The following is a 23,754-nucleotide window of genomic DNA, read 5'->3' as shown; positions in this document are numbered from 1 at the left end:
CATTACTGCTGTTCAAGATTCCGAAAATAATATCCAACTCCGCGGCGTGTAACAATCATAGCTGGATGGCTCGGTGTATCCTCAATTTTTTCTCTTAATCTTCGGACCGTTACATCCACAGTTCTAACTTCCCCATAATAATTGTAACCCCATACTGTTTGCAGCAGATGTTCCCTTGTCATGACTTGACCGATATGCTGCACTAAATAGTAAAGCAATTCAAACTCACGGTACGTCAAATCAATCTTATCCCCGCGCTTTGAAACAACATAAGCATCTGGATGAATAACCAGGGAACCAATGACAATATCATTTGTATCACTTTCAAATTCCGTTTGGGCAATACTTGTATTTTGACGGCGCAGATTCGCTTTGACATGGGCGATTAATTCCCGTGTGCTAAATGGTTTTGTTACAAAGTCGTCAGCCCCAAGTTCAAGCCCGAGCACTTTATCAATTTCAGAGTCTTTTGCGGTCAGCATAATGATGGGCATTTCATATTTTTTTCTGACCTCCCGGCAAACTTCCATTCCATCTAGGACCGGCAGCATAATATCGAGAAGGATTAAATCCGGCTGAACCTCCTTCACCAATTGGAGAGCTTCATTTCCATCATAGGCGGAATAGACATTGTAGCCTTCTTTTTTTAAATTAAACTGCAAAATATCCGCAATTGGCTTTTCATCATCAACGACAAGAATATTCACTTGTACCAATGCTCCTTTCATTAATATTTTGGATACAAATAGAGCCAGCACCTTAATAAAAAGATAGCTAGCTCTATTTTCTGCATGGAGGGTACATGATGTATTTATTACTTTATCATAGTTGTTTTACAGTTTAGTTAAAGAAATAGAACAATTTGGTAAAGCTTCTGTCTCTAACACTTTGCTTACTTGACGCTCCGTTTCAAAGAGGTTTCCTCCGTATATTAGTCCCGCTGTCATCCTGTCTGTCCCATTTACTTCCTTACCGTAAACAAGTCTGTACCTAACTTAAAATGAGGCACAAGAACCGTCCCCATGCCTCATCTTTTTTACCGGTGCCCTTCTTTTTCTTGGGCTCTCGGGTAGAATAGAACATTGATTTTTTTAAACAAACATTTGGTTAAAAGTAAGAAAAACTCAACAAAGATAAGCTTTATATCCTTGTTAAAGCTAAAAACATTGTCGTTTACACAAACGTTTGATTAAATATCGAAAAAACATTGTTACTAAACGGATTTTACGCAATAAGCATACAAAATAATGGCAGACGTTGACGACAAAAAAACAAATAGCCAAATAATGAGGCACGAGAACCGTCCCCATGCTTCACGTATGTATAATATGAGGCTGGTTATATTAACCTTATATATTTTTAATAACTGGGGGATATATATGAATTTACAATCTGGAACTTATTATTGGCCTACTACTTTTCCTGATGCTCCCTCGTACCCGGCGTTGGAAGAAGACCTATCTTGTGATGTATTAATCATTGGGGGTGGAAGCTCGGGGGCACAGTGTGCCTATTATCTTGCTGATGCAAATGCAAATTTAGAGGTGGCTGTCATTGAAAAATCAACCATTGGCAGCGGCAGTACTAGTACGAATACCGCCCTCCTTCAATACTCCGGCGAAAAAATGTTTACAGATCTGATCAACACCTTTGGAGCAGATTACATAAGAAGGCATTTAGAATTACTAAAGGAAGCTATTAATGAAATGGAAGAGGCTTCAAAGAAAGTCTCAATTGATTGTGAATTCAACAGAAGAGATACCCTATACTCTGCTAGCTGTCCAGAGGACGTTGAAAAACTAAGAAAGGAATACGAATTTTTAAAGCAGCATAACTGTGACCTTACCTTTTTAACAAAGGAAGAGATTGAAACAAACTATCCATTTAGCAGGGATGCCGCTATTTACTCATACAATGATGCAGAAATCAATCCTTTCCGATTCAACCATGCACTATTGGAGTACGCCGCAAGTAAAGGGATCCGTATATATGAAAATACGGAAATGAATGGCCACCACTATGATGAAGAACGAGGAAGAATGATTGTTTCGACAAAGAATGGGCGTTCGATTCTAGCACGCTATATTATTTTTGCGGCGGGTTATGAAGGATTGGAAATCAAAAAAGAGAAAAAAGCCTCCTTTGTCAGTACCTATACGGTCACAACCAATCCAGTCGACAATCTCTCCGAATGGTATAACAGGACACTCATTTGGGAAACTGCCCGTCCCTATTTATTTATGCGGACCACTAGAGATAACCGGATTATCATCGGAGGACTTGATGATAATACTCCATACCCTGAAGATCGCGATAGTAAACTGATTCACAAAAAGGATAAACTGATTGAAGAGTTTAATAAAATGTTTCCCACTATTAAGGTCCAGCCAGAATATTATTTAGCTGCATTTTATGGCGGCATAGCAGATGGCATTCCGATAATTGGCCAATATGAAGAATATCCTAATAGCTATTTTCTATTTGCCTTTGGTGATAATGGGACGGTCTACAGCCAATTGCTGTCGAAGATTATTGTAAAGGAGATTGTTGAGGGTAATTGTCCAGATTTGCCTCTTTACTTGCAGGATCGCCCTTTGCTAAATAAGTCATGAAAAAATGGGGATGGTTTTCCCCATTTTTCTTGTTTTATACGATTCTCCACTCCTCAAGAGCAGTGCCTCTCACTTCCCGAATAGTGTCGTAGAATTCGATAAAATTTGGGAGGTAACAAGCACTTATACTAAGTATTCTTTTAAAACTATTTATTTGTCTTGAAATCAAAATCACCGGTAATTGGAGGATTTACACCAGAATAGGTCGACTTAATCCTAGTAAAATTCAGCCCAATTGTTTCAAACATATTGTCAAAGTTATAATCTGAGATCAGGACGTCGAGTAACTCAATTGTGAGAATAGGTGTTGGGGATTCACCGCGTGATACGAACACAATCTTGCAATCAGCGCTGTGTCTTCCTGTAAGCAAATCCTGAAATATTGGGATTGAAGAAGCATCGTAGCTTTTCTTGACAACGAACTCATTGAGCGAGGGTTTCCCTACACTTCCTCCCCCGCCTGCTCCTGTACTGAGCACTTGAGAAGCATCAAATTCAACTCCAGTTAATACGATCCAATCTTTATATTGTTCTGCTGAGGACTCCCCTTTTATATTACCTAATTTCATATAAACATCATAATTAAGAACAGGACTTCCTTCACCAGCAGGCACAGACACTCCTGGCGGCCCTTGTGGTCCTACAGCACCGTCTTTTCCGTCAGTCCCATCTTTTCCTGCAGGACCTTGTGCTCCCGGTGGTCCCTGCTTCCCCTCTACGTTCCAGGAAATCATTTTCTCATTTGGACCACATGATGTATCTTTTTCAACCAAACGGATTTGTCCATTGTCTTTCGTGCAAGCATAAAGAGTTTGGTTGTCATCATCCTGCTGTGCAGCCGCATAAACGCCAAAGCCTGAGAAAATTACCACGATTACACTTATCAAAATGGTAATGGTCTTTTTACTAAGATACAATAAGTCTCCCTCCCCTTCTGAATATTACAAATGACTCACTCCCTACTAACTATATTTCGTTAAGAGGGTAGATATGTACGGTTCATGAGCCCTTTGACTATTATGGAAAAGTTTTTATTGCTTAGCTGATTTCCCTTCCATGCATTCCTATTCTTATCATCTGGGCGCATTTCAACCGATGTGGTGGAAGCACAAAAACTCCCTCAACTCTTAGTCTGAGGAAGCATACCATGTACTTCTATATTAGATTTTTTTCTTGCAGACATTATGCCATTCTTAGTAATTTCCCACCAAATCGAATCCAGAATAAACTGCTGGCCACATCCTCAATTAGAATCCTACTCTCATGGTATCTGGATTCGATCCAGAGCGGCTGTTTTGGTTGAGTCCATCAATTTTTTCCATGTCTTCTGCGGTCAGTTCAAAGTCAAATACGTCGGCGTTTTCAATGATGCGATGCTCTTTGATGGATTTTGGAATTGTTACGACGCCATGTTGCAGATCCCAGCACAGAATTACTTGTGCAACGGATTTATTATATTTAGCCGCAATATCTTCGAGAACTGGTTCATTTAACAGTTCTCCCTTTTTTAATGGCGACCATGCTTCTAGTTGAATTCCTTCTTTTTTACAATAAGCGAGAAGCTCTTTTTGAGTTAAATGGGGATGGAATTCAACCTGGTTGACCATTGGTTTAATTTCAGCTTCCCGAATCAAATCTTCTAAATGATGAACATGAAAGTTACTGACGCCAATGGCACGGACACGACCGTCTTTGTATAGCTTTTCGAAAGCCTTCCATGTTTCTTTATATTTATCAACACCTGGCCAGTGAATTAAATATAGATCCAAATAGTCGATTCCAAGCTTGTTAAGACTTGTTTCAAACGCTTCCAATGTAGATTCATATCCCTGCTCGGTATTCCAAAGCTTTGTTGTAATAAACAAATTCTCACGAGGTACACCTGATTCACGAATCGCCTGCCCCACACCTTCTTCATTTAAATAGATTGCAGCGGTGTCGATGCTGATGTATCCGTTCCGAATTGCCGCCTTTACAGACTGAATAACCTCTTCCCCTTCACTTACTTTAAAAACTCCTAAGCCTAACCACGGCATTTCCACGCCATTAGATAAAGTAACCGTATCTTTTAAACTTGTTGGCATATTGAATCCTCCTATCAAAAAAGATTTCACTAAGAATATTCCTCTCTATAAAAAGAAAATACCACAGCCCTAATGACTATGGTAGCCCTCAATTTTTATACCTTCATATCGATTGACAAAAGGGACTTTCAGGATTAGTGCCTTTTCAATCGATGTTTAGGGAGGTTGTCAATTTATGTTTTCCGCTTTTTAGGAAATATTATTAATGTAAAATAGGAGGTTGTTCTAATGGATGATAAAACAAATATTCCTTTAACTGCTGCGGAAATGTCTGGTTTATGGACTCAATACATGGGTGATACAATCGTTGTTTGTATGAACAGCTATTTCTTAGAAAAAGTAGAGGATGAAGAAATACGTCCTATTATTGAATGGACACTTGATACAGCAAAAGAAAATGTTTCCATCATGCAGGAACTGTTTCAAAAGGAGAATTTTCCTATACCCATTGGATTTACAGAACAAGATGTCAATACCAAAGCTCCCAGACTTTTTACAGATACTTTTTTCTTAAAGCATTTAAGTCAACTGGCGGTATTTGCCATGACAGCCAGCTGTGCAGCACTAACAGTTGCGACACGTCCAGATGTTATTTCTTTTCATAAGCGTATATTAAATAAAGGGGTTGAATTGCAGGATCGAACACGAGATTTAATGCTAAAACAAGGGATTTATATAAAACCTCCTTCTATACCTATTCCTGAAAGAATCGATTTTATAGAAAAACAACATTATTTAACTGGTTTTTTTGGGAAAAAGAGATCGATTAATTCACAAGAAATCACACACTTATACTTAAACACTCTAATAAATGTGATCGGTAAAGAATTAGTAACGTGCTTTGCCCAGACCGCTCAAAACGAAGAGGTAAAACAGTACTTTTTAAGGGGAAAAGAGCTTGCCCAGAAATATATAGATACATTTAGCAATTTTTTAACCAAGGAGGATCTGCCAGCCCCTATAAGTTCAGGTTCGGCTGTTTTAAATACAACGGCAAGTATTTTTTCAGATAAACTAATGATGTTTCATGTTACAGCCATGGTTGCAGCTGGAATCGGCTATTATGGAACTGCATTAGTAGCAAGTCCAAGGAGAGATTTAGGTCTTAAATATATATCATTGATTCCAGAAGTCGCACTGTATGTGGAAGATGGAGCCAATATTATGATTAAACAAGGCTGGATGGAGGAACCTCCACAAGCAGTCGACCGTGATAAATTAATACAACAATAATATTCTACAATATGGGGTGTTCTTTTCTTGGGGGAGAATCAGGATTAGATGAACACAGGGACGGTTCTTCTGCTTCAGAAGCAGAAGAACCGTCCCCGTGTCCTCTTAAATAGTAGCAGCAGCTAAAAATGCCTCTGCTGTTGCATCGATAATTCTTCTTGGTTTGTTTACATCACCGATTGTTTGAAGGCTTGGATATTGTTTATTTAATTCTTCGATAAAATCATTGTTTGGTGTATAACCAGCGGCTATGATTACCTGATCTGCTAATACTTCACGGTCTTCTAGAACCACTTTATTTTCTTTGATTTCAACGACTTTTGCACTGGTAATCTGTTGGACATGTCTTTTTTCCAGAAAGTCAAACAGATGTCCTGCAAAGGTAGGACCAACACCATTGCCAATGGAATCTGCCATTTCAATAATTGTTACCTGTTTACCAGCTTCAGAAAGGAGTTTAGCCGTTTCTGTACCAACTAGCCCGCCTCCGATAATCGCTACAGTCTCACCAACCTCTCTTCCATTTAATACGTCTTCAGCTAACAGAACATTTGCTAGTTCTGTACCTTTGATTGGCGGCATGGACTGATGGGCTCCTGTGGCCACGATAATCTCATCTGCTTGATATTTTTCAAGGTCTTGAACCGATTTGATATTCTCATGTACAAATGGAACCCCAAGCTTTTCTAACTGGCTGATTAAAAAATCCTTGTAGAGAAGGAAGCTATCTTTTTCAGGCGGTGCTGCTAATGTGTCAAATTTTCCTCCGACTGTCTGATCCCTATCAATAATCCTAACATCGTGTCCACGTAAACGTGCAACCCTGGCTGCTTCCATTCCAGCAGGCCCTGCTCCAATGACAAGGACTTTTTTCTTATGATCAGTCTCAGAAATATTGCGCTCCGCTTCAAACCCTGCCCTGGCATTTACTAAACAAGTGATGCCCTTTCCTTGGAAAACATTATCGATACAGCCCTGATTGCAAGCTACACAATAACGGATGTCTTCATATTGTTGATTTTTCATTTTAACGACGATTTCTTCGTCAGAAATAAGACCTCGGCCAATGGCAATCATATCTGCATCATTTTTTTCCATAATGTTTTCAATTAGATCTGCACTATTTAAACGTCCTGCCACAATAATCGGAACATCCACAAATTCTTTTAATTTCTTGCTAAAAGAGACTAAGAAACCTTGTTCAATGAACATTGGTTGAATCGTGTATTCAACAGAATCATAGCTTCCTGCTGTTAAGCTGATTGCTTGTGCCCCAGCTTCGACCGCTTTTTGACAAATGGTAATGACTTCTTCAAACTTTAAGCCGTCTTCTAAATATTCATCGGCACTAATCCGGATCGTAACAGCCACTTTGTCACCAAAAAGCTCCGAAATTTCCTGCAATACTTCCATCGGAAAACGCATCCGGTTTTCTAAGCTCTCTCCGAATTCGTCCGTCCGTTTATTACTGTGAGGAGATAAGAAGCTGTGCAGAAGATAGCCATGGGCAAAATGGACTTCGATCATGTCGAATCCGGCTTCCACACTCCGTCTGGCTGCTTCAACAAACTTCTCCTTCATCTCATATATTTCTTCTTTGGTCATTTCCCGTGGGTCATTTCCAACAACCAAACACGGAACCGCACTTGGAGCAATTGGCTGGATACCAGTAATCGCCTCGGACGCCTGACGGCCGGCATGATAAATCTGCGCGCCAATTTTAGAGCCTGCATTATGAACAGCATCAGTAAGCTCCCTTAATCCAGGGATGAATTGGTCATCGTAAATACTTAGCTGTGTTGGCAGTCCCCGCCCTTCCGGTGAAATCCCAACCGAGCCAGTGATAATAATACCCACTTCATTTTTTGCTCTTTCTTCAAAGAATTTCGTTATTCTATCATTAATAAAACCGCCAGGAGCAGCCAAGCCATTCTCCATTGGGGCCATCATAAAGCGATTTTTGATTGTAATAGGGCCTATTTTTATTGGGGTAAATAATTTGGACATCTAATTTCCCTCGCCTTCATTTCATTTACAAATTTATTATAAATAATTTATGTGAAGTTTTTCACAAATAATATGACAAACTTGGAAGCATTTAATGAAGAAACAGTGAAATCCTGCTCGTTTCAAGTAGATTAATATGTATGCTGAAGTATCCATTACCGAGCAGGGAATTTGGATTTTCAAAAATGGATTCGGACAAAAGAGGCACAAGAACCGTCTACATGCCTTAGCGTTTTTTCCATAAAAAGCAGTGCCTGTCAATCCCAGCTTCTTATTTTTCAATCTCTTTTCCCATTTAAAAAATGATTGGTACTTTTTTTAAAGTCGTGAAATATATTGATTTTAGAAATGAATGAATCGTTCATTCAAAAGGAGAGAGCTAAAAAAATGGCGAATAATACTGTAATAAAAGGCTGGAACTTACAGGACAAATATGTATTGATTACAGGTGCCACAAGCGGAATTGGCCTTGCAGCGGCACAGGCAATGGCAGCACGTGGAGCCAATCTCGGGATCATTGCTCGAAATCACCGCAAAGCTAAAGAAATTTCAACCCTATTAAAGTCGCAAACAAGCAAACCAATTCATGTAGATGTATTTATTGCTGATCTTTCCTCCCAAAAGTCCATCCGCCAAGTCGCAGCGGAGATTCTTGAACGGTGTCCAAGGAATGATATTTTAGTCAATAATGCAGGCGCTTTATTCGATACCTTCCAGAAAACAGAAGAAGGGGTGGAATTGACCTGGGCTGTGAACCACTTAGCCCCTTTTCTCCTCACCTCACTGCTTTTAGAACGACTTAAGGAAAGTGATTCCGCTCGGGTGATTAATACGGCTTCTCATGGCCATAAGATGGCAAAAGACGGCTTTGACTTTACCGATATAAATGGAGAGGGCCTTTATAGAGGTTTTAAAAAAATAATGGGAGGACCGACCATACGCTATGCACAGACAAAGCTCGCCAATATCTTATTTACATCTGAATTGGCGCGTCGTCTTGAAGGAACAAATGTCACCGTTCATTGTTTCGATCCAGGACTTGTGGCAACAAATTTTAATCAAAATAATGGAATGATGGCCAAGGCAACTATGGCTGTAATGAATCTTTTTTCCCGTACCCCAGAAAAGGGTGCAGATACATTGATATGGCTTGCAGAAACAAAAGATGTCTCAAGTCTTAACGGCAAATATTGTGTTGATCGACAACAGAAGGAACCGGCAGAAGTGGCAGTTGACAAAGAATTAGCAAGGAAACTATGGAACATTAGTGAAGAACAAGTTAAGTTATCGATGAATGGATGAATATATTCGAAAAAAAGAAAAGAGTGAAGAAGATGCCTCCATTAAATGAGCAGCAACTAGACCAGAACCGTGAAGAACGAAGAGAACAAATAAAGAAAGCGGCCCAAAAAGTATTTGCAAAACGCGGAATTATTGGCACGAAAATAAGTATGATAGCCAAGGAGGCAGGCATCAGTCAGGGGCTTACCTATCGATATTACCATTCAAAGGATGAACTTTTTATTGAACTTGTTAAGGATGCTATGGAAGAGACTGCCGAGGCATTTGCATCATTGGAGAATGTGTCGGGCTCCCCATTAGAAAAAATCAAAGAATTAACCAAGAAAATGCTCGATACAAGCAATAAACATTCGTTTATGCTCATTCAACAAGTACAAACCTCTGATGAAGTCCCAGCCAAGGCAAAGGAAATTGTCCGACAATATCCAATCCCTTCTTTCATTGAGCAGTTGATTCCCGTTTTTAAAAAGGGACAGGCGATAGGAGAATTTTGTAAGGGCGACCCTGCTAAGCTTTTGATGCTCTTCTTCTCGGTCATTTCCGGTTTGATGTTACTCCCGAATAAGGATGAGGAGGATCAAGCCCTGGATGTAGATATTTTAATGAAACTTATAAGAGAATAGATCCTCTTACGATTATTTCTATTAAGACTTCCACAGGGACGGGTCACCAATTTATGTCATTCGGCAAAAATGATGCAGCATAACCGTCCCCATGCCTCACAATTAATTTATCTCCATTCAGAAGTTTTGCACGTAAAAAAGGCCCGACTACTGGATAGAAGCTAGTCGGGCCTTTTTTGTATTTCAGGGATTGTTCAGTGGGACAGTCCCTAAACATACAAATTATTCTTTTGTTGCAGCTTCAACAGTTGTATCTTCAGCAACTGCTTCGTCTGTAGTTTCATCAACTGTTACAACTGTTTCCGCGTCTTCCACAGTTACAGCTTGTACAGCTGAATTGTCAGCAGCGACAGCTTTTGCTTGCGCGCTTGCTTTTACGCTAGCCTGTGCGTTTGCTTTGTTTGATAGGGATGGGTTTACATTTTCTGTATCAACTGTTTCTTCTTCAGTTACTTCTGCAGTTTCATCAGTAACGACTTCTGTTTCAACTTTAACTGCATCTTCAGTTCCTGCCTCAACAGTACCATCTTCTGCAACAACCGCATCAGCTTCTTCCGTGGCATCAGTTGTTTCTTCAGTAGCTTCATCAGTTACAACTGCTGCATCCTCTGCAACTTTATCTTCAGTTGTTTCATCTGCTACAACCTCGGAATTGTCCTCTACGGTAACTTCAGCTGTTTCTTCAGTAGCTTCATCAGTTACAACTGCTGCATCCTCTGCAACTTCATCTTCAGTCGTTTCATCTGCTACAACCTGAGTATTGTCTTCCACTGTCACTTCAGTTGCATCTTCAGCTTTTTCTTCAGATGCTGCTTCTTCGGAAACTTCCCCAGAAGCATGGACAGCTGCGTTTGCATTCGCGTGAGCTTTAGCCGTATCACTTGCATGTTCGTATGCTTGTGAGTTTATTTTATTGGCAGCTGAAGGATTAACCTTAGGCTCTTTATCTGTGTCTGTGTCTTCGTCATCTGAATCTGCATCTTCTTCAGTCTTCGAAGTTACAATACCTTCGTGATTATAATCGACCTTCTTTGAATCAGAATTTTGGTCGGCATTTTCGGTATCCTCTGCAGCGTCTTCTGAATCAAGATCTGTTGCTTGTACATCTTCCTTAACGGTCGCTTCATCTTCAACTGTTACAGGCTCATCTGCTTCCACTTCGGTTTCCGTACCTTGCTCTACTGCAGGCTCTTGTACCGGAGCTTCCTCGATTACCGGCTCTACTGCAACGGGTTCTTGTACCGGAGCTTCCTCGATTACTGGCTCTTCTGCAGCAGGTTCTTGTACTGGAGTTTCTTCCACTTTTCCAATCTTGCCGAGAACGGCTGAGTTCGGATTAGCATTTGCTTTTGCCGTTTCACTGGCATGCGCACTCGCTTGAGATTTAGCTGCTTGTTGTGCCTTCGGCTGTTCCTTAACAACTGGTGACGCTTGTGTTACAGGGACTGCAGGTTTTGTCACGTTAGCCTTCACTTTTTGTTCGGCATTTACTTGAACGGTGTGTTGTGCTTTTGCCTTATCAGGTCCAGCCGCCTCAGTAAAATGTGCACCCGCAAATACTCCAAATGATACTGCTCCTGCTAATACAAAAGATTTCATAACCTTATTAGTGTTTAAATAATGTTTCATTATTGAATTCGCTCCTTTAATTTTCGTATTCCGTGGCATTTAGCTTCGGTTAACGGTTTTAAAAAAAGGAGCTGCTTGCGGCGGTGGTGAAGGCGGGGCATTCACCCATTGAGTATTCAGTAATGCATGGCGAGAAAGGAATGGTTGGACAAGTCTTATTTCAAAGTACTTATTCCACTCAAACCACTTGTCTGCCAAACTGGCCGTTCCTATTCCCGTGCTAACTCGATCATTTGATGAGCCGCCGGTATTGGTTGAACGTTGTGCCGGGTCCATTGCCTGATCGACTGGAGGCAGCTCTTCCCTACTTGAAGGAGACTTGTCCTTTTCTACAGGAGCGGGCGACGGTGATTCAATACTCACCGCAGGATTACTATTTGATATGTTTGGTTCTTCCTCTTGAGACTGAAGTCGATCTTTTGTCTCATGATCAGAGGGATTTTCAGTCATATCATATGTAAGTAGTTGTTTCGTTTTAAACCCGCTATCTTTTTCCTGAGCAGCTGCCCTTTTCTCCTGGCCTGGAGTATTTACGGTTTTCTCAGTCTTTTTTATATCTGATAATCCATACCCGTTCCCATTGGCCTGCGCCGGCAAAGTTCTTGCCGTTTCATTAGCAGGTTGAGGGGAAACGACCTGTTTAGGAGCGGCATTGGAAGAAGGTGGTTTAACTGCCTCGCTATTTTGTTTCGCTTGTTCAGGTACTTGCACCGTTTTTTCTATTGGTTTAGTACTTTCAGCAATTGAAGGAACGTTAGCTTGTGCAGCTGAGTTCTTCGATGTTTCAGAAGTTTGTACCATTTCTTTATTGGACTGTAACGGTCCATTTTGTTCACCCTTCTCAGCGAAAGCATTTCCTGGCAAAAATAGAGCTGCCCCCATCATAAGAGCTGGTATTAGAAAATGGCGGAAGTGCATTGTCTCACCCCCTTTCCTCTTAACGACATTTTCTTAGACAGTATTCGGGGTATTTAAACACTTTTTGACCATTTTTTCGCCCATTTGCAAGAAACGATTCCTTTCTCCTACAAGAATGATTCTAAAGAAGCAGGGGACGGTTCTATGCTTCATTTGTTAATAGGTTTCTTGTACCTACACTTTCGAGTGCTGGGGAAATGCTAATAGGACTACGCCACTGGAAGGAAAAATCCAATTTGATTTTGAAAAGGGAATCGCTATGGGAAGAAGAGGACATGAGTGGAATCCTAATACCTACCACAATTACGAGGGAACAATCGGCATATACGGACCCAATCTTCTTCGGCTCAAGGGCAAAATAGATGGCTTAATAAAGAGATTTTTGCCTTCACCCCAAGCAGTTTGTCCTTAAGAAGGCAAGGTAAGAAGTGTTTTTCGCGGTCTCGGAAGGTTCTCATTCACCAATTTAGTCTTTCGACAAAAATGATGCACGAGAACCGTCCCCATGCCTCATCCTACCTACGGCATAAATAATTTTAACAAGAAAAAAGGTATGTAAGTTTTGAAATATTTAGAAACGACTATTCCCTATAGAGGATATTTTTAAAAAGAAAAGTACAAAAAAACAAGAATTTTGTCGAATAATATAAGCGGTAAGCAGAAAGTCCGATTACAATAAGCAATTTTAATTTTTTCGAGGTGCAAATATGTCATTAAATCTTAAAAGGAAAGTGGTAGACAAGAAAAAAAAGAAGGAAATACTTGTTCGTAGATTAGATTTGCTGTTGCAACAAAACAAAAAAAAGAAGACTCATGGAAAAGAATCTTAAATTCCAGTTATTTAACTCCCCCCTAAAGACTTGCCTCTAAATTTCACAAAGGGCGACTAGCACCTATCCTCTAGCTAACAATGGCTCCTCCTAACATAGCAGCATCATTCAGATAAGCCACTAAATGCTAAGATCGAAGAGCTAAAAGGTATGTTATAAGTCAAAAAGCAGCGGGGGTCAGCCCTCCGCCGCTTTTTTTCATAATTACTCCATTAATGAGCTAGCACCAAAAGATTAAAATGGATTCGTCGCCAGAATGCCTGCTGTTTTTACATAAATGCGTGGATGCAATTTTAATTGGGCAACGATAAATTCAGCAATGTCTTCCGGCTGCATATATTTTTCATCATTGTTTTCTGCGATTAGGCTTGTTTTTATCGCTAGTTCAGTAGCCACTGTACTCGGGGTTAAGGCGGTAACGCGGATATTGTTTCTTCTAACTTCCTGTGCCAATGATTCCGTTAAACCAATAACTCCAAATTTAGATGCACTGTACGCACTGGATGTGGCAGCCCCGTTTAATCCATTTGTAGACGAAATATTGATAATGTCGCCACGATTTTTTTCGATTAATTGCGGAAGGACCGCACGCGTTACATAATAGGTCCCCATCAAGTTAACATCAATAATTTGCTTCCATTCCTGCGGGTCCATCTCTAAAAGAGTAGCAAATTTTCCAATGCCGGCATTGTTAATCAGTATGTCAGCCGTTCCCAGCGCTTCCGTCAATTTACTCACAGCTTGTTCTACGTCTTCTTGAGAGGCAATATCCACTGCCGCGTAAGCTGCTTTCACCCCTAAACCTTCTACTTCACTTACGACCTTCTTTAATTCAGCCTCTGTTCTGGCAAGCAAACCGATGTTTACACCTTCATTCGCTAAGGCCAAGGCTGCGGCCTTGCCAATGCCTCTTCCAGCACCAGTGATGAAAGCTACTTTTCCTTTTAATGATTGTGCCAATTTCAACAACTCCTTCCACATCTCATTATATTATTTTAGGAAAATGATTCTAACTATATGCTCTCCAAACTGATAAATCGTCGATTTAGGAAGGAAACTGTTCATCCGACAAGTGTGAGGTGCTTTTGATCATAAAACCGAATAAATTGTGAAAAGGTCTGGAAAAAGCGGAGAACAAAAATTTTATATAGTATACTAGGGTATAGTAAATAGACGGAGGTGAATCCATACCATGAAGTTGAAAGTAATCACAGCGCTATTATTGGCTTCCAGTTTGTTGGCTGCTTGTTCTGGAAATAGCCAGGATCAAGGGGCCGCTGAAAAAGCAAAGCCGAGTGACGTTAAGGAAATGGTTGGCGATTACAGCGCACGGAAATTAAAAGCCGAAAATGCATCCATTACCTCTCAACAACTTATTGTTACGGACAAGTCTGGAAAAGAGACCAGTTATGATTTGCCGAAGGACGAATTTTTCGTGTCGATCGCACCTTATACCAATCAAACTCATCCTTGAACGAATCATAGCTTGACAGGTTGTCAAGGTGAACTAGCAAATGAAAAGTTTGATGTATATATGGAAGACAGTGATGGGAACGTGGTCGTAGACAAAACCGTTACATCACTATCAAACGGCTTTATCGATTTCTGGCTCCCACGCGATAAAACCTATCAGATTAAGATTTCACACGATGGAAAAAAGGCAGAATCAAAGATTTCCACATTTGAAAAGGACGCCACTTGTATTACGGACATCCAGTTATTTTAGAAAAGAAGGGCAGTCCCTCGCTATGCTGAAACTTTAAAGCGACGGGGGACTGACCCCTATTTTTCGGGTCACCGGCCTACATAATTCCCCATTTATTTTTTCAAACAAACGTTTGTATAAAAGTAATAAAAATTCAACAATAATAAGCTTTCCATCCTTTTATGGTTAAAAACATTGTCGTTTACACAAACGTCTGATTAAATCTGGTAAAAATCTTAGTGCAGCGGGAAAATGGCGCTTTAGGGGGCAAAAAAATTGTTGAACAAACAAGAAAAAAGTTCGAAGCTACCTATTTAAAAACTTCAAATGCTCTTACCTTCGCCAATCTTCACCAAATTTCCCTTCTACCAATCTACTCAAACGTTTAGTTAAAAACTCTGGGATGTCTGTTATGAAAGTACAAACCTATACAATCACATAAAATATTTGTCAGTTACGCAATCGTTTGATTAAATCTGTTCAAAACCAACGTGAAACGGGAAATTAGCTGCTTTTGTTGGCAAAAAAATTGCCGACTTTTGGCTCCGAACAAAATAAATAGAATTTAAAAATGAGGCATGAGAACCTTCCCCATGCCTCACGCTAAACCGTCATTTTCCAACTGGATAATGTCAGCCAGTCTTCTTTTTCTTTATAGTCAGGCATTAGTTTCCCTACCAAGCGCCAGAAGGAGCGGTCGTGATTTAGATGGACCATGTGGCACATTTCATGAACGACTACATAGTCAATTACCTCTTGCGGTGCCATTGCCAGTCTCCAGTTAAAGGTTAACTGCAGTTTTGAATCACAGGTTCCCCATGTGGTTTTGCTATCCGTGATCCGAATGCCACGTGGTTTTGTCTTGAAGTGGCTTTGATAGGAGGAGATGCTTTTCTCCACTAATGCCTTACATTGCTGGTAGTAGAATCGTTTTAGAGCTTGTTGTATTTTTTCAAGGTCATGCTGTTTTACATATATATAAAGCCTATCTTCTTTAAACTGCACATGTTCTTGCATAATAGTTACATCTTCGATAATCTCGATGGGATAGGTGTTTCCTAAATAAAGAAAACCCACACCATGCTCATAGACCTTTTCCTGTGGCCCGTCCAGTCTGCCCTTCATTTCCATTAATTTTTGCTGAATGATGCCCCATTTTTCCTCTAATAACTGAAGCACTTTTTCATCAGATGTCCCTTTCGGAGCCTGGACTTCCACATTTCCATAACTATCGATCTTTATTCCTATAGACGTGCGATTTTTATACTTGATTTCAAAACGTATTGTCGCCCCTAAGTAGGTATGTATCATCTCATCACCTGCATGGCTTATCCTCTGTATTTAACCGCCAGCCCTTTTAAGAAGTTCCTGGCGAATTTATCGCCGCATTCTTTATAATTCTTGTGCCCTTCTTTTCTTAATAAAGCGCCGAGTTCCCCTTTTGAAACCGTGATTCCTGCTTCCTCAAAAATATCCAACATATCTTCAGTCGTTAATGCTAATGCTATTTTTACTTTTTTCAACAGGAGATTATTAACGTTTGCACTTTTCTTAATTGACGGTTCGGATGATTCAGGCTGTCCTGGTTTAGGCTCTTGCTTTCCTCTTTTATAGACAATAAATCCATTTAAAAACGAATCGAACATACTGTTATTACATTTGAGCTGGTCGTCGCTTTCATCATCTTCCTTCGTGAGGATCTTTATTACGTCTGGCACTGTTACATCCACACCGCCAAGCTGAAAGATCTCAGCCATTTCTTTATTTTTTAGTTCCAGCGCATATCTAAGCCGTATTAAAATATCGTTATTATCCACAATTGGCCTCCAAATAAAAAATTAGTGCGTTTCGCATATCCAAGCACCATTTGATTTATCTAATATTACAGGATTGCCAACCGGATTTCAAAAATGAAACATGGGGACGGTTCTCATGCCTCAATTTATTTATTTCTACTAAAATGATGCAGGAGAACCGTCCCCATGCCTCAACTTGTTTCTCACCAAATATAAAAACAGGAACATGAGTAGCGGGATGATGTAGCTGATAGATTCTAGTAGCAATGATGGTGGGCCGTCTTTTGTTATGATAATTCCCCCGCCAGTACTTCCAAGTGTTCCGTTAAAAATTCCGTAGCAGACGTTCAGTCCCCAGTGGATTCCGGTGTCAGCCCAGATGCTGCCGGTTTTATAAATGGCATAGGTGAGAGATAGGCCAAGAAGAAGGGAAAAGAGCGTGTTAGAGAGGCTGAGACCTTCATTCCACGAATCATCAAGCGCGTAGAGCACAAGAGAGAGTATGAACACCCATTTCATCGGTATTTTTCCTTTTAAATGACCAAATACATATCCCCGAACGATGATATCGTTTAAAAATGAACCTACGAAAAACGTCAGCATGATCATGAGCAGGGAAAGAATCATTTGAGAAAACGGCATTGCTCCCATAATCTCATATCCATTTAAGGAATATTCGATACCGTACTTGATTAGCCAAAAGGAAAAGCCAATCGCAAACCCCAACATCATATTCTTCCACCATTTTGGATGAAAGCTGATTCCGATTCTTCGAAAATCCTTTTTTGTTAAAAACAGAATTCCTTTCAATAACGGAAAAAGCAGGAGGACCAATACAACCTGAACCAAAAATGAACCTGCTCCTGCAATTCCAACGTTCAAATACGCATCTAAAATGATAAAACCAACTATTGCTTTGACAAAATAGCTCATGTTTCACTTCCCTATTTTATGTTTTTCTTCAGTACGCACCAGCTAAATGAAATCCACTCCCAACTATAGTAAAATATTTCATTTTTTACCACAATTATATTATGATAGAAGCATTCTAGGAAATAAAGGAGTTTAGTCATGCGTCCTTCTAACCAGCAGCAGCCAATATGGGCATGGGTTGTCCTCATTGGCGGTGGATTATTTTTATTTACGTCTCTTCCTGGTCTACCCTTTATCATTTTCATGACCTTTTGGAAAGCAAATGAACTGAGTTTCTTCTCGCTGATTTTTATAGTCATTTCATTAGCCATTATCAGCGTCATCATTTGGGGAATGAAGCGAGCGTACAATGCACTGAGGGATTATAATCGGGCCAAAAAGGCCTATGAGCTTGAATCTTTGCAAGATCCAAAACTATTAAACAGTCATTCTTATGAGACGAAAAAACTGATTTGGCCTTGGGTTGTGATTGGTCTTGGGGCTCTGCTTGTAGTAGGTGCAGGTCCAGGCATCATCATGCTGCCGATAGCACCACTCTTTTTAGCCGGCATGTCTACCGATTCAGGTACCACTCCGGACTATGTGCCCATCCTCATTTTAGTCATCGGATATGGATTAATGGCAGGCTATGTTATTCTTCTCATCAAAGCAATTAAAGCACTGAGAGCGAAAAAATAAAGGTAAAAACCACATTAAAACATAACCTTCACCCTCATAATAGTTGGCAGCGAGAATATTTTAACTATTTTAATCGTCTCTTCTTAATACAATGAATGGAGGGAGTTTTAAGGGAAAGGAGTGCTCAAATGTATTATCAGAACCCATGGGTGCGGGCACAGCCTGAATGGAGAGCCTTTTCTAGAAATGGCCAAAATATCTTGGAAGTCACAGGTGAAGGTTCGGTGTCTGTGGCACCAGACATGTCCATCGTTACATTAGGTGCGAATTCGGAGAATATGAATCTTACAGATGCCCAACAAGATAATAATGAAAAAACGACTAAAGTGATACAGTCACTCATAAGCTTAGGGATTTTAAAGGAGAATATTAAAACGGCAGATTACCGAATCGAAATGGTATATGATTACGAAAACGGTAAACAAACATTACGAGGATACAGAGTGGTCCATTTGCTTCAAGTCCTAAATGATAAGATTGAACAAACAGGGCTTATTGTCGATACTGCTGTTAAAAACGGGGCAAATACTGTCACAAATATTGAATTTAAAGTAAAAAATCAGCAAATATACTACAATCAAGCATTGTCGCTTGCCCTCCATGATGCTCAATTAAAGGCTGCAGAACTAACAAAGGAAATGGGAGTAACGTTAAATAAGGTGCCATTTTCATTACAGGAATTGAGCCAAACTTCACCAATCATTCCTTTGCAAACTACTATGTTTGCAAAAAGTGAAGCTGCAACGCCGATACAGCCTGGTAAACTTAAAATTTCCGCGTCCATTCAGGCAAAGTTTTCATATTTTTAACAGATTGAAGCACTCACAAACGCAATAGTGAGTGCTTTTGAAAATCTACTAAACTATTTAAAATAGCCGCTATGAAGGTTGGGTGGTTTTTATAGGAAAAAAGCTTCTTATTAATGACCAAATAAAAAAAAGTATAATCAAACGACTCCGGACTGCTGGGTGTGTTTTCGCTGAAGAAGAGGCTGAGCTTCTTCTTGCTGAGGCGCGGACATTGGATGCTCTCTCCGATATGGTCAATAATAGAATAAACGGTTCTCCACTTGAGTATGTCCTCGGTTGGGCGGAGTTCTGTGGGCATAGGATTGCAGTAGAACCTGGAGTCTTTGTCCCTCGCCGTCGTACTGAGTTTCTCGTCCACCAGGCAGTAGCTTTTTCTATACCTGGAGTCACCGTTGTTGACCTTTGCTGCGGTTCTGGCGCAATTGGTGTCGGGATTGCCAAAGATCTGGGTTGGATTGAGTTGCATTTGACCGACATTGAACCTACTGCAGTTCGCTGCGCACTCCGAAATGTTACCAGCCTTGGTGGTCATGTATATGAAGGTGACCTTTATAAGCCTCTCCCTTCTAAACTTCGTGGGAAAGTGGACATCCTAGTAGCAAATGCACCATACGTTCCCACAGACCAAATCAACCTGCTTCCCCAAGAAGCCCGTCTACATGAACCGAGTGTGGCCCTTGACGGGGGAGTTGACGGACTTGACATTCAGCAAAGAGTGGCAAAAGAAGCAACCCTTTGGCTGAAAGCCGGAGGGCACTTATTGATTTGAGACGAGCAAAATGCAGGCACCTCAAACCGTTGAAATTTTCTCCCAAAATGGGCTACTACCACAGTTGGTACACTATGCTGAACTAGACTCTACTATAGTAATTGGCACCAATCCCCTTCCCAGAATAAATACGGAAAGCAAATCTTCAAAATAAACTTGGGGTTTGCATAAAAAAAACCTCCAAACATCTTGTTTGGAAGTTTTTGCTTTAAGACTTTTTCAGAGAAATTCATTCAGGTTAGAATATCTTTATTTCCCCCTAACCTCGAAACCCATTGGTTATCAAGTTTATTTCTTTGAGGAAACACCAGAACTTCTTGAAGACTTGAAACTGCTAGAGAATGAATACCATGAAAAAGTTTAAGAACCTTGTGAAAACAACACTGCTTGGAATCAGTGCAATATTGATATTATTTTCAATGGCGGTAATGGTATGGATCCATGCGTTCCCTAAAGACCCTGAAATTGAAAAATGGATACCATTTTTCAAAGAACGTGCGGAGAAACGTGCCGAAGCAATCAAGGCAATTCAAGCGGAAGGAATGAAGCAACATAAATAGGATTTGAGGTGGTCACGATTAGACCACCTTTTTTAATTTGTTTTCAAGGAAATTAGTCCCATATGTCGAATAATGTAATGGGAGGTGAAAATATGCGAAATGGTGAAGGTTGGTATGATACTGCTCAAGTTTGTTTAAATGGACATGTATTCAATTCTACGTCAATTAAGTTCCCTAAACCGAATCAAAATTTTTGTGGTGCTTGTGGAGCAGATATTATTTCTAAATGTGCGGAATGCGGAGAAGAGATACGAGGGAAATTGCATACACCTGGTGTGACTGTCGTTGGCAGATGGAATCCCCCAAGTTATTGCCATCATTGCGGTAAACCATTTCCATGGATTGCTGAAAAATTGAATGCTGCCAAAGAACTTGCGGAATTACTTGACAATTTAACCCCTGAGGAACAGGAGCAGTTGAAAATGTCGCTTGATGATTTGATTAAGGACGGACCTAGAACGGTTGTAGCACAAACGAGATTTAAGCGAATCTTAAGTAAAGCAGGTCCCGAAATTGCTACAGGGTTTAAAGATATTTTAGTAGACGTTGTCAGTGAAACCGTAAAAAAAGCAATATGGGGACCCTAAAAATCGAGAGGTGAAAACCATGAATAAAACAACTTGTAAGAAATGCGGAAAAGATTTTCATTACAAAGTTACGGATATGGGTGTGCCTGGTGGCAAAGACCGAGAATACATTTATTGTCCTTATTGCGGTGAAAAGAATGGTTCCAAAGTGACGAGTGGTTTCATTTACACCTACAAAATTGAAGATGTTAAACCATAATTGGCAAGGGGGCCATAAAACGGCTTCCTTTTTTATTTGTCATAAGGAAATATCCTATATGTCAAATTATGGTAAATGAGTTGATTACCATAAGAAAGTAGGAGGAATAATGAAAACATCATCTAAGATTATATTTACCCTGTTGTTTTTAATCTTATTAGCCAGTGGATTTACTTACCTTCAAATAAAAAATGATATTGATAAAATGAGAATAGATAATTGTATAAAAACACATCAAGAGACATGGTTTATATCTATGGAAGAAATAGTAAAACAATGTAAAACTGGTGAATTGAAATGATGATTGCATTAAAATTGGGTATATTTGTATTAAGCAAATGTTCATATATTTGTAGATGTCTCGAAAAACGGAGGCATCTTTCTTTTTTATGCAATAAATTATGGGAAATATCGTGCGTAAATCATCAGAAACCGTGAAGAATCAACAATGTATAAAAATATGATATTGCGTAGTAACTGCCAAGTTTGAATGTCCCAATGCTTTACTGATTAAAGCAATATTGGCACCTTTGTCATATAAACTTTTAGCGTATGCTCGTCTTATGGCATGTGGGTTAATGTTTGGTAAATGTATTCTTTCGCATATTTCGTTAGTTGCTTCGAGATTGCATTGTTCGTTGACCTGCTGTTAATCATACCGCCCCGCCTCGTGATAAATAGGAAATCATTGTCCTGTTTGTAATACGTGCGGATTTTTCGATTCTGTTCAATAAGGACCTTGTACAATTCAATTAACTGTTCGTCTAATGGCAATTTCAAATTCTTGTGATTCTTCATTATGAAACCTTCGAGGTTTAACAATCCATTAGTGAAATCAATGTGGCACTCCTTGATTTGCCCTAATGTATTGATACGGAACACCTTTTTTATAAAGCTGCAATATTGCTACTGCATCTCGTAGACCAATAAATGTTGAAGTATCCAATAATGATAACAATACGTTTAAATCGTTTCGCTTTGTACCTGATTTGACTTTTTTATCAAGTTTGATTTGTACCGTTAACCAAAACTTTGATTGTAGCCACCCATTGTTAAAGCATTTGCCTAAAACTGCCTTCAGACATTTTAATCGTGTGCTTTTTGTAGATGCGGATACGTTCATGCTGTCCAACCATCGGTAAATGATATCAACCGTTATTTCTTCTAAATATTTAACATTTGTTGCTTTGAGAAAATGATTGAAGATTAAAATGTAATCGTTTAGCGTCCGTTCACGATAACTGTTCAATGTCATTTTGCGGTGAATGGTTTCTAATGCTTTTTCAGCATCCATTCCTTTTGTAATTTCGGCTTTTGGTTTTAACACTTCCGCTTTAATTCAAACATCGAAAATACCAGTCTTTTTTGGCAAATAAAAAACCTCCTAAATATCATTTAGGAAGTTGATTTGCTTAACGACTTTTTTAAGGTATTTCATTGAAGTTAGAATACCATACCGTTAGTTTTACCTAAAGTCATTAAAGCATTGATACTATTGAGTTTCTTAAATTTTGAAATACGCGCCTTAGAGGATTCGAACCTCTGACCGTACGCTTAGAAGGCGTATGCTCTATCCTGCTGAGCTAAAGGCGCATGATATTTATGGCGGAGAAGGAGGGATTTGAACCCTCGCGCCGGTTGCCCGACCTACACCCTTAGCAGGGGCGCCTCTTCAGCCTCTTGAGTACTTCCCCATAAAAAAAATGGCTCCGCAGGTAGGATTCGAACCTACGACCGTTCGGTTAACAGCCGAATGCTCTACCACTGAGCTACTGCGGAACAATTAGAATTAAATGGTGGGCCTAAATGGACTCGAACCATCGACCTCACGCTTATCAGGCGTGCGCTCTAACCAGCTGAGCTATAGGCCCATATATTGCGGGGGCAGGATTTGAACCTGCGACCTTCGGGTTATGAGCCCGACGAGCTACCGGACTGCTCCACCCCGCGATAATAAGAAGTATTTAGTTTACGTCATGCTAAAAGCTAACGTAGGACTGTATCAATCTCAGAAAGCTTATTCAAGCAGCAGCTCGATTGATACAACTCGCAGATTATTCATTGAAGCAACGCTCGTTGCTCCACCCCGCGATAATATAAATACCATTAAATTAATATGGCGGAGGAAGAGGGATTCGAACCCCCGCGCGGTTTAACCCGCCTGTCGGTTTTCAAGACCGATCCCTTCAGCCGGACTTGGGTATTCCTCCGAGATAATAAATTGGTAGCGGCGGAGGGGATCGAACCCCCGACCTTACGGGTATGAACCGTACGCTCTAGCCAGCTGAGCTACACCGCCAAATTACATATTTAAATCTAATGGTGGAGCCTAGCGGGATCGAACCGCTGACCTCCTGCGTGCAAAGCAGGCGCTCTCCCAGCTGAGCTAAGGCCCCATTAAAATGGTCGGGAAAACAGGATTCGAACCTGCGACCCCTTGGTCCCAAACCAAGTGCTCTACCAAGCTGAGCTATTTCCCG

The 23,754-nt window shown here is 40.2% G+C and carries 24 protein-coding genes, 9 tRNA genes and 1 pseudogene; 12 read left to right on the top strand and 22 right to left on the bottom strand.

The window, feature by feature from the left end:
* Window positions 1-2: 2 nt before the first annotated feature.
* Entirely contained in the window at window positions 3-728 is a 726-nt protein-coding gene (yycF, locus tag ACFPA1_RS00170) for a response regulator YycF (RefSeq protein ID WP_378580711.1), read from the bottom strand.
* Between the two features lie 651 nt (window positions 729-1,379).
* Between yycF and ACFPA1_RS00165 the strand changes: the two genes are divergently transcribed.
* Window positions 1,380-2,612, top strand: coding sequence for an NAD(P)/FAD-dependent oxidoreductase (locus ACFPA1_RS00165; protein ID WP_378580708.1), 1,233 nt, complete (start codon window positions 1,380-1,382; stop codon window positions 2,610-2,612).
* 146 nt (window positions 2,613-2,758) lie between these two features.
* On the opposite strand, the gene ACFPA1_RS00160 is transcribed toward ACFPA1_RS00165, so the two are convergent.
* On the bottom strand, window positions 2,759-3,529 hold the full coding sequence (locus ACFPA1_RS00160; RefSeq protein ID WP_378580705.1) for a type VI secretion system tube protein Hcp: 771 nt from the start codon (window positions 3,527-3,529) through the stop codon (window positions 2,759-2,761).
* Between the two features lie 330 nt (window positions 3,530-3,859).
* Window positions 3,860-4,696: an aldo/keto reductase gene (locus ACFPA1_RS00155; RefSeq protein ID WP_378580702.1), complete on the bottom strand. Its 837-nt coding sequence runs from the start codon at window positions 4,694-4,696 to the stop codon at window positions 3,860-3,862.
* A gap of 228 nt (window positions 4,697-4,924) precedes the next feature.
* Here ACFPA1_RS00155 and ACFPA1_RS00150 point away from each other — a divergent pair, with 228 nt between their 5' ends.
* A complete protein-coding gene (locus tag ACFPA1_RS00150; protein ID WP_378580699.1) occupies window positions 4,925-5,929 on the top strand; it encodes a DUF3231 family protein in 1,005 nt (334 codons plus the stop codon).
* A 105-nt stretch (window positions 5,930-6,034) separates the two neighbouring features.
* Here ACFPA1_RS00150 and ACFPA1_RS00145 read toward each other — a convergent pair whose 3' ends face one another.
* The gene (locus ACFPA1_RS00145) at window positions 6,035-7,936 is read right to left on the bottom strand and encodes an FAD-dependent oxidoreductase (protein ID WP_378580696.1); all 1,902 of its coding nucleotides are present in this window, start codon (window positions 7,934-7,936) and stop codon (window positions 6,035-6,037) included.
* A 387-nt stretch (window positions 7,937-8,323) separates the two neighbouring features.
* On the opposite strand from ACFPA1_RS00145, the gene ACFPA1_RS00140 reads away from it, so the two are divergent.
* Window positions 8,324-9,238: an SDR family NAD(P)-dependent oxidoreductase gene (locus ACFPA1_RS00140; RefSeq protein ID WP_378580693.1), complete on the top strand. Its 915-nt coding sequence runs from the start codon at window positions 8,324-8,326 to the stop codon at window positions 9,236-9,238.
* Window positions 9,239-9,270: 32 nt separating this feature from the next.
* A complete protein-coding gene (locus ACFPA1_RS00135; protein WP_378580690.1) occupies window positions 9,271-9,861 on the top strand; it encodes a TetR/AcrR family transcriptional regulator in 591 nt (196 codons plus the stop codon).
* A gap of 222 nt (window positions 9,862-10,083) precedes the next feature.
* Here the strand turns inward: ACFPA1_RS00135 and ACFPA1_RS00130 are convergent, their stop codons facing one another.
* The 3 genes from ACFPA1_RS00130 to ACFPA1_RS00120 all read right to left on the bottom strand — a co-directional run bounded on the left by ACFPA1_RS00130 (window position 10,084) and on the right by ACFPA1_RS00120 (window position 14,198).
* Window positions 10,084-11,490, bottom strand: coding sequence for a hypothetical protein (locus ACFPA1_RS00130; RefSeq protein WP_378580687.1), 1,407 nt, complete (start codon window positions 11,488-11,490; stop codon window positions 10,084-10,086).
* A gap of 39 nt (window positions 11,491-11,529) precedes the next feature.
* Window positions 11,530-12,408 (bottom strand): hypothetical protein, encoded by an 879-nt coding sequence (locus ACFPA1_RS00125; RefSeq protein ID WP_378580684.1) that lies wholly within the window; start codon window positions 12,406-12,408, stop codon window positions 11,530-11,532.
* 1,064 nt (window positions 12,409-13,472) lie between these two features.
* Window positions 13,473-14,198, bottom strand: coding sequence for a 3-ketoacyl-ACP reductase (locus ACFPA1_RS00120; RefSeq protein ID WP_378580681.1), 726 nt, complete (start codon window positions 14,196-14,198; stop codon window positions 13,473-13,475).
* A gap of 232 nt (window positions 14,199-14,430) precedes the next feature.
* Between ACFPA1_RS00120 and ACFPA1_RS00115 the strand changes: the two genes are divergently transcribed.
* Window positions 14,431-14,964 carry a CueP family metal-binding protein gene (locus ACFPA1_RS00115; RefSeq protein ID WP_378580678.1) on the top strand — a complete coding sequence of 178 codons (534 nt, stop codon included), beginning with the start codon at window positions 14,431-14,433 and terminating at the stop codon, window positions 14,962-14,964.
* Between the two features lie 582 nt (window positions 14,965-15,546).
* Here the strand turns inward: ACFPA1_RS00115 and ACFPA1_RS00110 are convergent.
* The 3 genes from ACFPA1_RS00110 to ACFPA1_RS00100 form a co-directional block, all read right to left on the bottom strand.
* Window positions 15,547-16,254, bottom strand: a complete 708-nt coding sequence (locus ACFPA1_RS00110) for a M48 family metallopeptidase (protein ID WP_378580675.1) — start codon at window positions 16,252-16,254, stop codon at window positions 15,547-15,549.
* Between the two features lie 17 nt (window positions 16,255-16,271).
* Window positions 16,272-16,760: a DUF1456 family protein gene (locus ACFPA1_RS00105; RefSeq protein WP_378580672.1), complete on the bottom strand. Its 489-nt coding sequence runs from the start codon at window positions 16,758-16,760 to the stop codon at window positions 16,272-16,274.
* A gap of 138 nt (window positions 16,761-16,898) precedes the next feature.
* Window positions 16,899-17,672, bottom strand: coding sequence for a CPBP family intramembrane glutamic endopeptidase (locus ACFPA1_RS00100; RefSeq protein ID WP_378580669.1), 774 nt, complete (start codon window positions 17,670-17,672; stop codon window positions 16,899-16,901).
* Between the two features lie 138 nt (window positions 17,673-17,810).
* On the opposite strand from ACFPA1_RS00100, the gene ACFPA1_RS00095 reads away from it, so the two are divergent.
* The 7 genes and pseudogenes from ACFPA1_RS00095 (at window position 17,811) to ACFPA1_RS00065 (ending at window position 21,575) form a co-directional block, all read left to right on the top strand.
* Window positions 17,811-18,350, top strand: a complete 540-nt coding sequence (locus ACFPA1_RS00095; protein WP_378580666.1) for a hypothetical protein — start codon at window positions 17,811-17,813, stop codon at window positions 18,348-18,350.
* 128 nt (window positions 18,351-18,478) lie between these two features.
* Window positions 18,479-19,159 carry an SIMPL domain-containing protein gene (locus ACFPA1_RS00090; protein ID WP_378580663.1) on the top strand — a complete coding sequence of 227 codons (681 nt, stop codon included), beginning with the start codon at window positions 18,479-18,481 and terminating at the stop codon, window positions 19,157-19,159.
* Window positions 19,160-19,280: 121 nt separating this feature from the next.
* Window positions 19,281-20,082: pseudogene (locus ACFPA1_RS00085) on the top strand (putative protein N(5)-glutamine methyltransferase).
* Between the two features lie 196 nt (window positions 20,083-20,278).
* Window positions 20,279-20,488 carry a hypothetical protein gene (locus ACFPA1_RS00080; RefSeq protein WP_378580660.1) on the top strand — a complete coding sequence of 70 codons (210 nt, stop codon included), beginning with the start codon at window positions 20,279-20,281 and terminating at the stop codon, window positions 20,486-20,488.
* 92 nt (window positions 20,489-20,580) lie between these two features.
* Complete coding sequence (locus ACFPA1_RS00075; RefSeq protein WP_378580657.1) at window positions 20,581-21,075, top strand: DUF2321 domain-containing protein; 495 nt, start codon at window positions 20,581-20,583, stop codon at window positions 21,073-21,075.
* Between the two features lie 19 nt (window positions 21,076-21,094).
* Window positions 21,095-21,274, top strand: coding sequence for a hypothetical protein (locus ACFPA1_RS00070; protein ID WP_378580654.1), 180 nt, complete (start codon window positions 21,095-21,097; stop codon window positions 21,272-21,274).
* Window positions 21,275-21,383: 109 nt separating this feature from the next.
* Window positions 21,384-21,575 (top strand): hypothetical protein, encoded by a 192-nt coding sequence (locus ACFPA1_RS00065; RefSeq protein WP_378580651.1) that lies wholly within the window; start codon window positions 21,384-21,386, stop codon window positions 21,573-21,575.
* Window positions 21,576-21,716: 141 nt separating this feature from the next.
* Here ACFPA1_RS00065 and ACFPA1_RS00060 read toward each other — a convergent pair whose 3' ends face one another.
* The 12 genes from ACFPA1_RS00060 to ACFPA1_RS00005 all read right to left on the bottom strand — a co-directional run bounded on the left by ACFPA1_RS00060 (window position 21,717) and on the right by ACFPA1_RS00005 (window position 23,754).
* Complete coding sequence (locus ACFPA1_RS00060; RefSeq protein WP_378580771.1) at window positions 21,717-21,854, bottom strand: tyrosine-type recombinase/integrase; 138 nt, start codon at window positions 21,852-21,854, stop codon at window positions 21,717-21,719.
* Entirely contained in the window at window positions 21,836-22,156 is a 321-nt protein-coding gene (locus ACFPA1_RS00055) for a tyrosine-type recombinase/integrase (protein WP_378580648.1), read from the bottom strand. The genes ACFPA1_RS00060 and ACFPA1_RS00055 overlap by 19 nt, the downstream gene beginning before the upstream one ends.
* On the bottom strand, window positions 22,110-22,601 hold the full coding sequence (locus ACFPA1_RS00050) for a phage integrase SAM-like domain-containing protein (protein ID WP_378580646.1): 492 nt from the start codon (window positions 22,599-22,601) through the stop codon (window positions 22,110-22,112). Before ACFPA1_RS00050 ends, ACFPA1_RS00055 begins: the two co-directional genes overlap by 47 nt.
* A 192-nt stretch (window positions 22,602-22,793) precedes the next feature.
* A tRNA-Arg gene (locus ACFPA1_RS00045) sits at window positions 22,794-22,867 on the bottom strand.
* Between the two features lie 10 nt (window positions 22,868-22,877).
* Window positions 22,878-22,968: transfer RNA gene (locus tag ACFPA1_RS00040), tRNA-Ser, on the bottom strand.
* 10 nt (window positions 22,969-22,978) lie between these two features.
* Window positions 22,979-23,053, bottom strand: a tRNA-Asn gene (locus ACFPA1_RS00035).
* A 15-nt stretch (window positions 23,054-23,068) separates the two neighbouring features.
* Window positions 23,069-23,145 (bottom strand) — tRNA-Ile (locus ACFPA1_RS00030).
* A gap of 5 nt (window positions 23,146-23,150) precedes the next feature.
* Window positions 23,151-23,224, bottom strand: a tRNA-Met gene (locus tag ACFPA1_RS00025).
* Window positions 23,225-23,391: 167 nt separating this feature from the next.
* A tRNA-Ser gene (locus tag ACFPA1_RS00020) sits at window positions 23,392-23,484 on the bottom strand.
* A 12-nt stretch (window positions 23,485-23,496) separates the two neighbouring features.
* Window positions 23,497-23,573 (bottom strand) — tRNA-Met (locus tag ACFPA1_RS00015).
* 21 nt (window positions 23,574-23,594) lie between these two features.
* A tRNA-Ala gene (locus ACFPA1_RS00010) sits at window positions 23,595-23,670 on the bottom strand.
* A 7-nt stretch (window positions 23,671-23,677) separates the two neighbouring features.
* Window positions 23,678-23,754: transfer RNA gene (locus ACFPA1_RS00005), tRNA-Pro, on the bottom strand.

Origin of the sequence: Neobacillus sp. GCM10023253, assembly GCF_042653105.1 — a bacterium.
GTDB lineage: Bacteria > Bacillota > Bacilli > Bacillales > Cytobacillaceae > Neobacillus > Neobacillus citreus.
The sequence above is the reverse complement of the archived record's forward strand: the minus strand, read 5'-3'. Positions and strand labels throughout refer to the sequence as shown.